This is a genomic window from Pseudoalteromonas sp. SR45-1, from assembly GCF_014163655.1.
In the GTDB taxonomy this organism is placed as follows: domain Bacteria; phylum Pseudomonadota; class Gammaproteobacteria; order Enterobacterales; family Alteromonadaceae; genus Pseudoalteromonas; species Pseudoalteromonas distincta.
This window is the reverse complement of record NZ_JACJDR010000029.1, coordinates 1-14,326: the sequence shown is the minus strand read 5'-3', so window position 1 is coordinate 14,326 and position 14,326 is coordinate 1. Positions and strand designations below refer to the sequence as shown.

Below are 14,326 nucleotides of genomic sequence, written 5' to 3'. Positions count from 1 at the left end.
TTAATTAGTATTATTGTTTCTTTTTATAAATTAGATGCAAATATTTTATGTTTAAAAATGTTTAGTGCCAGATTTGGGTCTCTAAATATGTGGGTAGTAACTTTTTTATTTTTGCTTATAACTTTTGAAGGTAACTGATAAGTCGTAAGTATTGTATTTGTTGCTTCATAGAACCTTTAATCTTCCACTCTATAGATTTTGAGTAAACTATTTAGTTTAAATGTTTATATTTTTATATATCTCCCATAGTTGAAATTATCAATAAGTAAAGCTAGTCATAAGCAAATAACAACTTTCTAAACGGCAAATTTATCATAGTATCAGTCCTGTCCTAGCGAGGTCGGTCAAAGGAGATGGCGCGGATGAAGAAGGTAATATGGTTTTTATTATGTTTCTTTGCAATGAATGCATACAGTAACGATGAAGTAAGTTTAACTTTGGTAGGTTATATCTCACCAGTGTGCGGCTTTACTACACAAAATAATAACCTTCACTTTTCTTCAGATGGCCTCGCGAGTACAAAGCTAGTGATTAATTGCAATTCACCTATGCGAGTATCAATGCAATCTGAAAATGGTGGCCTGCGCCATCAGCAAAGTACTCAAATAAATGCTTATAACCTGAATTGGTCAATAGAGGGCGTTTCAAGCGAAGTTTCTGCAACGGCACTTGAACTTAAATCTATCTACAATTTTGATGTTGATGAGATTCTATTTAACAGCGTAGCTAAATTACAACTAAAACTAGATAAGCCTTTAATTTATGCAGGTAGTTACCAGGATGTGCTCCGCATAGAAATGACACCATCGGTTGTATCTGGTGGAGTTTGGTAAAACACTAACTATTAATTAAAACAAATATGTCACATGGATAAGGAATATTAAAATGAAAAAGTTAATCGTGTTATCAGCAATCGCAAGTCTAACATCTGGCGCAGCATTTGCTGAAAATCTAAATGTAGGTGGCGCAGTGTCATCGGTTTGTGGGGTGAGCAACATTAACACTACACAATTCTTTCAAACATTGTCAGAAGGTGCTACTAAAAATGTAGGCTTTGATTTGCAGTGTAATGATGTTGATGGTGCAACAATGTCATTAACAACGTCTGAAGGGCACTTACAAAATGCTGACCATGAAGATCGTGGTGTCGGCTATACTGCCAAGTTAACTGCAGATACATTTGATTTTACGCTTTCTGCTGAGAATGGCCAAAATGATCAGTCAGAATCGCAAAGTCGTCCTGGTTCACCAACCCTTGCAGCCGGTGGCGTAGCTGGAAATATATTACTAACTGTAACACAAGCACCAGTTTATGCAGGTACTTACGCTGATACACTTATGTTGGCAATAACAGCTAACTAAGCAGCATAGTAAAAGGCAGTAGCTACTGCCTTTTACTTCATTAAGAGGGATTTTATATGCGTTATATATTTCTAATTATAGTGTTGTTAAATTCATATTCTACAGGTGCTTTTGAAGTTAAACCAATGGTCGCGGAGCTAGAGTCTTCAGGTAGCCAATCACAGCAAACCATTCGTATATCAAACCCTTCAGACAGTCCTTTAACTATTGAGATATCTGCGTTTGATTTACTAATTGACCCTAATGGCGATGAAACATTAAAAGCAAACGACGATGACTTTTTAATTATTCCGATGACTACGATTATTCCGTCTGGGCAAAGTCAATCAGTAATTGTTCGATATATTGGGGAACCAATATTAGAAAACTCAAAAGCGTACCGTGTAGCCATTGATCAGGCATCTGTTGATTTAGAAAAGGCGGGGCAATCAGGCGTAGGTATGTCAGTTAGCTTTAGAACTTTGTTTAATGTAGTTCCCAAAGGTGCGGAGGCAAAATTATTAATTAAAAATAAACGTCAAGTAGATACAGAGACATGGAGTGTACTACTAGAGAATACTGGTAATAAATATATCCGTTTATCTCAGGCACAGTGGCTTATTAAAGGTGATGAACAACAGCTATTATTAGAAGGTGCTGAATTGAGTAAAGCATTGACTGGAAAAATTTTATTACCTAAATCTAGCCGTGAGGTTTCAATAAAAATTCCTACAAGGTTTAATGCAGCAAGCAGTGATCTAGAGGTCAATTTTTAATGCTGCGGATATGCAGTTACTTTTTTATATATGTAAGTGTAATGACACCTGTTTTTGCTGTGGAAGTAACGCCTATGGTGGTTACTTTCTCTCCTGATAGTCGTTCAAATAATGCTTCTAGCTTGGTTCATAATCAATTACCAAGAGACATTGCTTTTGATATCCAAATTTACGAAATTGACTTTTCTCAAGGCACGCCTAAATTAATTTCTTTAGATGATTCCCCATTGTGGGTTTTTCCTCCATCACTATTTTTGCAACCAGGGCAAAGCCAACAGTTGCAATTTAGATGGTTAGATAAAAAACTTCCTAGTACAGATAAAAGCTATCAAGTTAGCTTGATTGAGCAGCCCATTGTAAACCAGTCTATAGATAAACAGTCACAACTAACAATGCTGTTAAATGTAAATTTAATTGTTCATTTAGACCAGCCTAGATTAGTTCCTAAACTGACTATAAAAGAGCCTCACGTTGAAGATGGCTTTATTGTCACTGAAGTATTAAATGAAGGAAAAGGGGCAGGACGATTAAGTGATTATGAAATAAAAATTACTAAAAATAAAACTCTAAGCGATCGAATTTTAAAAGATCAATTAAAAGCAAATGGATACGATGTTTTTTTTGCTCCTAATAGCACCAGTGTTATAAAAGTCCCAATTCCGCAATCGTTACAGAGAGGAAGCTTAAATCATTTACGTTTAGTGCTGGCTCGCTAGTTATGCGCGTTTTATTATGCATATTTTTATTGAGCTTTACTCAATTATGTTATTCAAAAATTAACCCGTCTAAAAGAACCATCGAACTCAGCGTTGAGGCAGAACTGAATAAAAATGCTATTGGCAAAATAACTCTTGCAGTTGATCCAAATGATAATTTATCTCTTAAATGGAGTGAAATTAAAGTTTCGTTTGAACGACTTTTATTTTCAGAGGACTTTGATTCTTTAGAGTCTAAGGTTAATAAAAATATTATTGATACAAAAGCATTAGAGTTATTTGGATATAATATTTCATTCGATATGAGTGATTTTAGCTTAGCAATATCAGTACCTCTTACACTGACTCGCCCTCAACAGCTAAGTTTAAAATCAGATTCGAGGAATTTAACAGCATCTGCACCGGCTAAACTGAGTGGATTTTTTAATGCTTATTCAAGTTATTTGTATCAGCAAGATAAAGGCGAGAATACAACAGATGACCTCTTAGCTATTCGCTCTGAAATGGTCGTGAGTTGGGAAGGGTGGGTTTTAGAACACGAAGTGGAGTATTTATCTGAAGTAGCTCCTACTTCATCAAATATTAGGCGCTTAGGTACTCGTGTAATACATGACCTACCGCTTAGTGGGCTTCGGATATCCATTGGTGATAATTATAGTTCAGGTAGTTACTTTCAATCAACGGCACGGGTACTAGGTATGTCGCTTTCACATGATTTTTCGCTAGTTTCTGACAGGCCTATTAGACCCAGCGCTTCACGTAGTTTTACCTTGGAGAGTCCATCCTCTGTTGAGGTATTAGTTGGCGAGCGGATAGTACAAAAACTTAATTTAGCCGCAGGTATATATTCTCTTGATGATATTCCCCTTAATGAAGGAAGCAATAATATTACTTTGAGGATTACTGATATAGCAGGAGTAGTCCGTTTTGTTGATTTTGATGTAACGACCGGTTTAGATCTTTTTGCTCAAGGGCAACTGGAATATGAGTTTCATTTAGGCGTTCCTTCACGCTTAGGTAGTGAGCTAGATTATGATTACGACGAGCCACTAGCTAGCTTTTATCTTGATTATGGCATTACACCTAGCTGGACAGCCGGTGCGGCAGTACAAGGTGATGAGTATTCTCAGCAGATTGGTTTTAAAAATATTTATGCAGCTACAGTTGGACAAATTGCGTTTGAAAATGCGATAAGTTTCAATGAAAAAACAGGTCATGCTTATCGCATTGTTTATAGTAACTATAGAAATCATAGTGATAATAACACTGACATTACGGTGGGTTATGAATACTCATCAAGATATTTTACAGGTCTTGGCTATCGACCTGATTCTCAATCTAGTTCTCACTTAAGAGAGCATTATATTCAGGCTAATTATAGTTTTTTTTGGGGAGAGAATACGCAAACATCTTTTTTTACAAGTTTATCAAGGTCATATGATGAAGCTCAATTTGATAAATCAGTTGGAGTTAGTTTTTCTGGTGAGATCGATAATAGCCAATGGAGATATAGTTTAGGTGGGCAATGGGAGGGTCTCGCTGAAGAAAGTCAATGGGATGTAAGGTTGTCTGTCACTTATAAGTTTTCTAATACTCGGCGGGCTAAATTATCTCATCAATCTAGGCAGGATAAAACACGCTTAGAATTCTCTCAAGATAGTAATCAGCGCTATGTTGGAGCTTTGAATATAAGAGCTGGGCTTGAAAAAAATGATCAAAATGAAGCTGTTTTTGATTTAAATACTCAATATAACGCGAATCGTTTTGTTATGAACTTTGATCATGGGAGTTTTTACGAGCAGTTTAATGAGGCCTCAGCTTACCATCAGAGCCGATTAAGCTTGGCATCAAGCATAGCATTTGCAGATAAGAGTTGGGCTGTTGGGAAACCCATATACGATAGCTTTGCTTTGATAGAACCCCACTCTAGCCTTAGAGGAAAAAAGATCACCTTGGGACAATATGAGGATAACTATAGGGCTGATAATGAAGACTTCGAAACTATTTTATTAAACGATATTAGTTCATATGCCTCAACCAACGTTACAGTCGATATTGATAACTTAGAGCCGGGGTATGATATTGGTTCTGGCATAATTACCCTTTACTCACCTTATCGAACAGGTCATGCAATCACAATAGGGACTGCTGCAAACATATCAGTGATTGCGACTTTGTATGATCAACAGAAAAAACCCTTATCATTACAAGTTGGTACAGCAATTTGTATCGATAAAAACAGCCAAAAAGAGCATACATTTTTTACAAATAAAAAAGGACGATTTGCACTAACAGGTTTAACCGCCTGTAATTATAAAATTACACTTAAGAATGCAGAAAAGTCACATTTTACGATTCAAGTATCTGAAGGTGAGCAATTACAGCGCAAAGGAGCTATTTATGTACAATAAAAAAGTAAGTTTATTATTGGGTGGTTTAGCACTCTTTATTTTTACGCCCTTAATTCATGCGCAATGCGCCGCTAGGTTCGATAAGATTGAACATATTTATGATGATTTTGAAAGCTACCATGCCTTACAGCAAGTAGACTCTAAGAAAGAGCTACGGATAAGCGTCACTAATGATGAAAGCTGTCAATTAGAACTCGTGCTAACAAGTGAGAATCAAGCTCAGCTAAAAGGGCAATTTCAAAGTATTCCCTACGAGATGCAGAGTATACAAAGTAAGTTAGTCAGCACATCAACTTTAAAGTTAAACTTTACTGATTCTTCGACGATATTGACATTAGTCCTACCGTCAGGAACACCAATTAAAGCAGGTATATACTCAGATAGGCTCCAAATGAAATTATATGATCAGGGGAGTAAGTTATTAGATGAGCGAGAATATAGTATTCAAGAAAATATTGCCCCTAGGACAAGTCTTTCTGTACTTGGGTATAATACATTTTCAAATACTATCAATTTGGGAGAACTAATTCCGAGTAAGGAATACACTATGTTACCTAGTTTACAAGTCGTTACTAATTCAGATGTTCAATTGTCTGTAAGTTCAGATAATAATGGGAAATTAATACATAGTCTCTATAGAGACAAATATGCAATTAATTACAGTCTAGATCTGGCTGGAAGTTGGCTTCAACTAGATAACTTATCACAACATAAATTTACATACTCAGGACAAACCGTTTATCTATTACCTTTAAAAATTCAATTAAATGATTTCGAAAGGCAAGCTGCCGGTGAGTATTCAGATACAATCAGGTTTCAAATAAGCCCGCTTAACTATTGATTTTACTTAAGTTTTTCTTGCACCAAAGTAATGCCTGTTGCTTGTTTTTTACAGCTATTTTTTGATACACTTTGTGTAAATGTACACGAACTGTAGCTTCACTGATAAATAAAGTGTCTGCAATTGCGCTTGAATGTAAGCCAGAAAATAACAAGTTTAATACTTTCATTTCTTTGCAGGTTAAGTTATTTGATTGCAGCGCAGTTTGTTGTTCACTCGCTAGCATTTGTCTCATCCAACCATCAGTTACCGCACGTGGAAACCAAAGTTTTCCTTGTTCTATTGCTTCTAATCCTTGCTGCAGTAGTACTTCGTCAGTGCCTTCATAAAACAAACCTTTTAAATTAGGCCACTCTTTTAATGCCAAAACATCACCGTCTTTGGGCACGTCAAAAATAACGAGACCTTGATGACCGTTTTTTAGCATAAACTGATTTATAAGTTCATGGTTGATAATAACATTTAAAGCTTGATAATTAACAAGTAGGACGTTGAAGTCAGCTGCAACACAAAAAAGTGATGTGTAATTTGGGCTGGTGAAGCATGTGGGGCTTTTATTGACTGTATTTTCAATATTCATAATATTCTATCCATAGACTACATTTTAGCACTATATTCTTATTTTTAGTTAATTTCAATGATACCTGAATGTGTTTTAGCTCTTTTTTTATACACTAAAGTACATGTATGAGTATGTTTTATGCGCTCTTTAAAGTAGTATTTATGAGATTTTTTGTTTTAAAACAGTTCATTAGTGAGGTAAATATTAGAGGGGTTTATTTATGATAATTCATCTAAAGCTAACAATACTTAAATTACTGTCATTTTCTATGAATTTATTTAAATAATTTATACATTTATTCACAATAATGTCATATAATACCTGTCCAGAGGAAAGATGCTATTTAGCGTCTTTTTTTATGCCTAAAATTTATATTATCAATATAAAAGCATAACAAAAATCACACGGTATCCTTTGGAGAATATTTTGAAACTACGCACACTCTCACAGTTAAGCCTAGCAATTGTCGCTGCACTATCTACTTCAGTAAATGCTGAAGAAGCTAAAACAACCGCAAAACAAGACGCGTTTGAAAAAATCGAAGTCACAGCTCGTAAACGTACAGAGAGCTTATTTGAATCTCCAACCGCTATCACATCAATTGGGGCGAACCTAATTGATAAAGCCAATATGAGTAATCTTGAAGATATTGGTAAATATGTTCCAAACTTAAACATCACCCGTTACGGTGTTGGTAATGCAGCACATGCGTCTGTGTTCATTCGTGGTATTGGTCTGCAAGATCACATAATAACTACTGATCCAGGTGTAGGCGTATACTTAGATGGCGTTTATTTAGGTCGTCAAATGGGTTCTAATTTATCATTACCTAATGTTGAGCGTGTTGAAGTGCTTCGTGGTCCACAAGGTACTTTATATGGTCGTAATACATTAGGTGGCGCTGTAAATGTAATTACAAAGCAACCTGGTGATGAAGGTATTGTAACTACTTCAGCTAAGCTGGGAAGTCGTGGACGTATTGCTGGTGATGTTTATTTTAATAACTCACTAAACGATGAACTAAGCATGTCTGCGAGTGCATCTTACAAAACACGTGATGGTGTTGGTGAAGCTGTTAATTTAGCAAATCCAGAGAAAGAAATTGGTGAGGAAGAGGAATTCAGTGGTCGTGTAGCCCTTAAATGGCAAGCGAACAGCGATTTAGCATTCACTTTTGCTTTAGATGGAGTTGATAACGAGTCAGGTCAATCGCCTTACACAATTGAATTAACTGACCCGCTAGATGCAAACGATGTGTTTAATGGCGACTTCCCATTATTGACTCAAGATTTAATTCCATCAGACCCTGATGATTTAGGTACAACCGTTGCAGGTATTGAATCAACTTCTTACTCAGGTTGGGGCACATCGTTCTCGGCTGATTGGGCAATTAACGATACTTATACTACTAAGTTTATCTCAAGCTACCGTACATCTGAGTATGAAGGTGGCCTAGATGACGATGCATCACCTTTAAACTTATCTGAGTTTCCAGAAGAGGGCGGAGCTGATCAGTACTCGTTTGAAATTCAACTAAATGCAACATTTGATAATATGGACTTTGTGTCAGGCCTTTACTTTTTTAATGAAGATGGCTTTACACGTTCAGGCCCATTTGTATTCAGCCCATTTAATACACCCAATGGCTTATTGAATGACGGAGTAACAGAATCATTTGGTGGTTACGGCGATTTTGAAATTAACCAAGAAACTAATTCTTACGCAGCCTACTTTAATGCAAGCTACGATTTAACTGACGATTTAACGGTAGGTGGTGGTCTTCGTTATTCAAAAGATGAAAAAGATGCAAATGCTATATTCCCATCATTTCCTACTCGTAAGTATGTAAGTGCAGATTTTGATGCAGTTACGTGGGATGTAAATGCCTCTTATCAGCTTAGCAATAATATGAATGTGTATGGCCAGATTCAAAAAGGCTATCAAACAGGTGGTTTTCCACCGCGCCCATTTGGTGGACCAGACCAGTTTGTATCATTTGACGAAACGAAAGCGATTAACTACGAAATGGGTCTAAAAGGCCAAGTACACGAAAATGTATCTATGATGCTTGCGGTATTTGTGACTGATTACACTGATTTAGCATTACCGTTTTCAGACCCAACAGCAGGTGGCGGTTTCGTAACAATTGTAGAAAATGCGGGTCAGTCTAAAGCACAAGGTATTGAGCTTGAAACAACCGTCGCTATTACTGATGATTTTACTATTCGCAGTGCAGTTGGTTATTTAGATTCTGAAATAACAGAAGTGGCTGAGGGTGTACAAGGTATAGGTAAAGGCGATTCACCAGCACTAACACCACGCTGGACTGTCATGGTTGCACCTTCTTACTTTATGGATTTAGAGAGCGGCGCAACACTTGCATTTAATGCTAACTATTCGTACCGAAGCGAAATGCAAGGGCAATCAGTTTATAACCAAAGTGAGACAATTGACTCTCGTGAACTAGTTGGTTTTAATATTTCCTACACTAATCCATATGGCGATATGGAAGTTACACTGTATGGTGAAAACGTTCTAAACGAAGTTTACGACGTTGGTCGTCTTCAACAATCAGGTTTTGTTGGCGTAATGCGCAGTAATGATCGAAGTGAATTTGGTTTGAAATTCAAAAAAGATTTTGAGCTATAAACTAAAATCAAGTAAATAAAATATAATGTAATTGAAGTTTATTTTGCATAATAAAGGCCGAATCATGCTGTGATTCGGCCTTTGTGTATTCAATAGTAAAGTTATTATTCGCATCGTTTAAATTCCTAATTTAAATTGCTGATTTAAAACAATCCACATCCCCATTTTTGAGTGTTTGTATTAACTAAAATGCGCCTTTTTAGTTTGTGTAAAGGCTAGGTTGTTCGCTACAATGGCGCCTCTTAATTGCCAAACGGACTCTGTAATGAAAATTCTTGCCGATCAAAATATGCCTTTAGTTGAGCAGTACTTTGCAGACTTTGGTGAGGTTGAGCGTTTTGATGGTCGTAAATTAACGCCTGAACAATTAATAGATGTAGATGTTCTTCTTACTCGTTCGGTGACAAATGTTAATCATGAACTTTTGGTACAAGCTAACAAGTTGAGCTTTGTAGGTACTGCCACAATCGGCATTGACCATATTGATACGCAATTACTGCATGATAGAAATATTGCTTTTACAAGTGCACCTGGTTGTAATGCTGTTGCTGTAGCTGAATATGTAATTAGTAGCTTATTTGCATTAAGCCAAGAAAATGCGCGTCCATTGTGTGGTCAAACAATTGGTATTGTAGGGATGGGCAACATTGGTACATGTTTGGCGCAAAAATTAAAAGCATTAAACGTAGTTGTACTGCTGTGCGATCCGATTAAGCACGAACAAGGCTTACTACAAGAGCATGTAGCGCTTGATGAGTTATTAGCGCAGTCAGATGTTGTTACTTTTCACGTTCCCCTTGTTAAAAGTGGCGAGCATAAAACACTGCACATGATGGGTAAAGAGCGTTTAACGGCACTTAAGCCAGGAACCACGCTAATTAATGCAAGCCGTGGCGATGTAATTGATAACCAAGCATTACTTGAGGTAATGGAAGCTGGGGCTGATTTAGATTTAGTACTTGATGTATGGGAGAAAGAACCCAATATTTTAACTGAATTACTAGAGCATGTTCGTTACGCTAGTGTGCACATTGCAGGGCATACACTTGAGGGGAAAGCTCGTGGTACACAAATGTTGTATCAAAAACTGTGTCAGCTCAAAGGTGTTGAGGCGATTAAATCGTTGGATGATTTTTTACCAACACCAGCCGTTACAAATGCAACTGTTACGCAAAGCCTTAATGAGCAAGATATTGCCCGTTTAGTGCATTTAATTTATGACGTTCGCCGCGATGACGGAATATTACTTCGTCGTCTAGAGAGCGACGGCTTTGATAGTTTACGTAAAAACTATCCAATAAGGCGAGAATTTAGCACTTTATTTCTACAAGGTGATAGCTCACAACTAGCAGCACTTAGCCAGCTTGGCTTTAGCATAGCTGAATAATTATTTAACTAACGATGTTGTTTTAATGTCGTTTATAGAGGAAGAAATATGTCGCAAAAATATAACGTTGCCGTACTTGGCGCTACTGGTTTAGTAGGCCGTCAAATCATTGAAACGCTAGCAGATCGTAAGTTTCCTGTTGATCAGCTTTTTTTACTTGCTAGCAGCCGCAGCGCAGGTGAAGATATAAAGTTTCGTGGTGAGACCATTGAAGTACTTGACGTTGAAGGCTTTGACTTTAGCCAAGCGCATATAGGTTTGTTTTCTGCTGGTGGCAGTGTATCTGAAAAATATGCTCCTATTGCTGCTGAAGCCGGCTGTATTGTAATCGATAATACATCGCACTTTAGAAATGATTTTGAAATACCACTCGTGGTGCCAGAAGTTAATGCTTCAAGCCTAGCTGATTTTAGAAATCGTAATATTATTGCTAACCCTAACTGTTCAACTATTCAGATGATGTTAGCACTTAAACCAATTTATGATGCTTACGGAATAGACCGTATTAATGTATCTACTTACCAAGCTGTATCGGGTGCAGGTAAAGACGCGGTTGATGAACTTGCAAAGCAAACAGCTAATTTGATGAATGCACGCCCTATGGATAATGAAGTATTTCCAAAGCAAATTGCATTTAACGTTATTCCTCAAATTGATAGTTTTGAAGATAATGGTTATACGCGCGAAGAAATGAAAATGGTAAACGAAACTCATAAAATTTTGGGTGATACCACTATTGCAGTGAACCCAACGTGTGTACGTGTTCCCGTATTTTTTGGGCACTCAGAATCAATTAATATTGAAACGCGCATGCCTTATGACTTTGAACACGTTAAGCAACTTTTAAAAGACGCCCCTGGTGTCGAGCTAATTGATGATGAAGGTGACTACCCAACAGCAGTGTCTGACGCTAGTGGTAACGATACTGTGTATATAGGTCGATTACGTGCTGATATTTCTCATCCTCATGGATTAAACATGTGGGTTGTAAGTGACAACACTCGTAAAGGTGCTGCAACTAATAGTATTCAAATTGCAGAAGAGCTTATTGCCAATTACATGTAATAGTTAATTGCGCTAACATGCTTTTGAAGCGGTAAACAGTAGTTGTTTGCCGCTTTTTGTTTATATAGCTTGTCAAATTTTTGCCGTTTAATTTTAAAAATACAAAAACTGATTGATAACACTCAATAAATTAATATTTATAAAGATGTTTTAAGGCATTTATTTTCAAGGTGTTGCGATGGATATTACGCTCTAACTGGTTTATAGTTTGTAATTGGAATAGAGCTTGCAATAAAAATAGATTGTAATAATAAATGCGAGTCAGTCATTTGGCTGATAATAGCAATAATAAACAATATTTATGCACTTAAGTTTTAGGTGTTTTATTAATATTTAAATATTAAAGGATCAGCATGCGCGGTTTAGCTACACTTATTATATTAGCGTCTGCATTGATAGTAACGCCAGTTTACTCTCAGGACAGTACCCAATTAAAGGGGCCTAAAGGCGTTGACTATGGTGCGCAAGGGCGATCAATTGGGCCAATTAAACCAACTGATACGCTTTGGCGTATAGCAGCTAAAGTGCGCCCAGACAATTCTGTCAGTATTTATCAAGTTATGCAGGCTTTGTATAACAAAAATCCCGATTCATTTTTAGAACAAAATCTTAACCACATTCAAAATGGTGCCTATTTAAAAATCCCTACCTTAGCCGAAATAAAAGCTGTAAATACGCAGCTCGCAAAGCAACGCTCTGAGCAAGATGATGCATTATGGGAAAAGAAAAAAAATGGCACGCTTACACAAAGCGAAATTAACTCAGCGCAAACAAAAGTAACTCAAGCGCGTAAAATTGATGTAGACGATGCTAAAAAAGAGATACAGAAAGAATTAAATGAAATAAAAACAGAGCAAGGTACTAAGCTTGTTGAGTTACAACAACAGTTTAAAAGCTCAGTTAGTAATGTAGAAGAGATTTTAGTTGAAAATAATAATCTTAAAAAACAGTTATCAGGAATATCTAAAGAGCTCGAAAACTTACGTTTGCAATTAGGACAAGACAGCGAAATTCAAAATCAGTTAAAAGAACTCATCGTTAAACAAAACGAGATTATTGCCCAACAAAAAAAACAAGAAGTAATACCAAAAGAGTCATTTGATTTTGGCTCATTATTTTCAAACCCCATAGTACTGGGCTTGTTAATGTTTATTCCTGGGTTACTGATTATTTTTGCAATCGTTATGTTTTTACGCAAACGAGCAAGTAATCAAGAAGAGCCGCAAAACGATGATGACTTTTTACCACAAACCCCAACTTATACTGGCGATGATGATTTAGGCCCAAGCTTAAATGACGATCCAATTGTACCTGACCCTTTAGATGACTTGAGTGTTCAATTAGATGATAGTCTCGAAAGTGATATGTTGCCTAATGATGATTTAGACGACGGCTTAGATGATTTTTCTGGCGACGAAAATTTACTTGATCAGGATGAGCTCGAAAGCTTGCTAAGCGATGACATTGTTTTTGATGATGAAAATACCGATGACGATGATGAGCTCGATATTTTTATGCAGCAAGGGTTTGATCAACCTTCAGATGAAAACGCTGAAGATATAGATTTAGACTTATCTGATGACTCAATTAACAATGATGAAATCCTAACTAATGACGATTTAGATAGCTTGTTTGATGAAGACGATAGTCTACCTGAGTTTGATGCACCGCAAACAAGCGAAGCTTTAGAGGATGACAGCTTAGAATCTCATGATGAAATGGCGGCTTTAAGTGAAGAGCTTGCAGATGAAGATAATTTTGATATAGATGAATTATTAGATCAAACATCAACAGAATTAGATACCTCAAATAACACTTCAGCTGAACTTGATACAAGCGACGACTTTGATTTAGACGATATAGATAGCTTAATTGATGAGGCGAATGACCCAAAAAGTGATGTGGTAGATGACTCACTTAATGCAGAGTTACTCGACGAAGATGAACTTCTAGAAGAAAGCGACGACTTTGATTTAGACGACATAGATAGCTTAATTGATGAGGCTGCAGTTGATACTGCAGATGACTCATTAGTTGAGGAAAGTGACGACTTTGATTTAGACGACATAGATAGCTTAATTGATGAGGCTGCAGTTGATACTGCAGATGGCTCATTAGCTGAGGAAAGTGACGACTTTGATTTAGACGACATAGATAGCTTAATTGATGCGGCTGCAGTTGATACTGCAAATGATTCATTAGTTGAGGAAAGTGACGACTTTGATTTAGACGACGTAGATAGCTTAATTGATGAGGCTGCAGTTGATACTGCAGATGACTCATTAGTTGAGGTAAGTGACGACTTTGATTTAGACGACATAGATAGCTTAATTGATGGGGCTGCAGTTGATACTGCAGATGGCTCATTAGTTGAGGAAAGTGACGACTTTGATTTAGACGACATAGATAACCTAATTGATGATGAAGTAAAAAATTCAGATGTAAGAGATTCAGAAATTGATAATGCATTGGCAGACTCAGTTGAGGATTTAGCAGATGCTCAAGAAGAATTAAATGTTGATGATATTGAGTCGCTTGCTTCATCATTAAATGAAGAGCCCGAGCTTGACGATGAGCC

The 14,326-nt window shown here is 36.8% G+C and carries 11 protein-coding genes; 10 read left to right on the top strand and 1 reads right to left on the bottom strand.

What is annotated here, in order from left to right; all coding sequences use genetic code 11:
* Nucleotides 1-362 precede the first annotated feature (362 nt).
* From H5089_RS19820 to H5089_RS19795, 6 genes are read left to right on the top strand one after another with little or no spacing between them, the layout of a single operon-like run.
* The gene (locus H5089_RS19820; RefSeq protein WP_182673104.1) at nt 363-833 is read left to right on the top strand and encodes a hypothetical protein; all 471 of its coding nucleotides are present in this window, start codon (nt 363-365) and stop codon (nt 831-833) included.
* Nucleotides 834-885: 52 nt separating this feature from the next.
* The gene (locus H5089_RS19815) at nt 886-1,362 is read left to right on the top strand and encodes a hypothetical protein (protein ID WP_182712943.1); all 477 of its coding nucleotides are present in this window, start codon (nt 886-888) and stop codon (nt 1,360-1,362) included.
* A gap of 56 nt (nt 1,363-1,418) precedes the next feature.
* Nucleotides 1,419-2,117 carry a molecular chaperone gene (locus tag H5089_RS19810; RefSeq protein WP_182712942.1) on the top strand — a complete coding sequence of 233 codons (699 nt, stop codon included), beginning with the start codon at nt 1,419-1,421 and terminating at the stop codon, nt 2,115-2,117.
* Between the two features lie 41 nt (nt 2,118-2,158).
* Nucleotides 2,159-2,833 (top strand): hypothetical protein, encoded by a 675-nt coding sequence (locus H5089_RS19805; protein ID WP_259396093.1) that lies wholly within the window; start codon nt 2,159-2,161, stop codon nt 2,831-2,833.
* Between the two features lie 2 nt (nt 2,834-2,835).
* Nucleotides 2,836-5,244 carry a fimbrial biogenesis outer membrane usher protein gene (locus tag H5089_RS19800; protein WP_182712940.1) on the top strand — a complete coding sequence of 803 codons (2,409 nt, stop codon included), beginning with the start codon at nt 2,836-2,838 and terminating at the stop codon, nt 5,242-5,244.
* A complete protein-coding gene (locus H5089_RS19795; protein WP_182712939.1) occupies nt 5,234-6,085 on the top strand; it encodes a hypothetical protein in 852 nt (283 codons plus the stop codon). Before H5089_RS19800 ends, H5089_RS19795 begins: the two co-directional genes overlap by 11 nt.
* On the opposite strand, the gene H5089_RS19790 is transcribed toward H5089_RS19795, so the two are convergent.
* Nucleotides 6,075-6,665 (bottom strand): LuxR C-terminal-related transcriptional regulator, encoded by a 591-nt coding sequence (locus H5089_RS19790; RefSeq protein WP_182675039.1) that lies wholly within the window; start codon nt 6,663-6,665, stop codon nt 6,075-6,077. The two genes, H5089_RS19795 and H5089_RS19790, sit on opposite strands and share 11 nt — an antisense overlap.
* 408 nt (nt 6,666-7,073) lie before the next feature.
* Here H5089_RS19790 and H5089_RS19785 point away from each other — a divergent pair, with 408 nt between their 5' ends.
* From H5089_RS19785 to H5089_RS19770, 4 genes are all read left to right on the top strand, one after another.
* Complete coding sequence (locus tag H5089_RS19785; RefSeq protein ID WP_149602317.1) at nt 7,074-9,296, top strand: TonB-dependent receptor; 2,223 nt, start codon at nt 7,074-7,076, stop codon at nt 9,294-9,296.
* Nucleotides 9,297-9,561: 265 nt separating this feature from the next.
* Nucleotides 9,562-10,683, top strand: a complete 1,122-nt coding sequence (locus tag H5089_RS19780; RefSeq protein ID WP_182712938.1) for a 4-phosphoerythronate dehydrogenase — start codon at nt 9,562-9,564, stop codon at nt 10,681-10,683.
* Between the two features lie 48 nt (nt 10,684-10,731).
* On the top strand, nt 10,732-11,748 hold the full coding sequence (locus tag H5089_RS19775; RefSeq protein ID WP_182712937.1) for an aspartate-semialdehyde dehydrogenase: 1,017 nt from the start codon (nt 10,732-10,734) through the stop codon (nt 11,746-11,748).
* 353 nt (nt 11,749-12,101) lie between these two features.
* On the top strand, nt 12,102-14,326 hold a 2,225-nt coding region (locus H5089_RS19770; RefSeq protein ID WP_310735819.1), incomplete at its 3' end, for a FimV/HubP family polar landmark protein.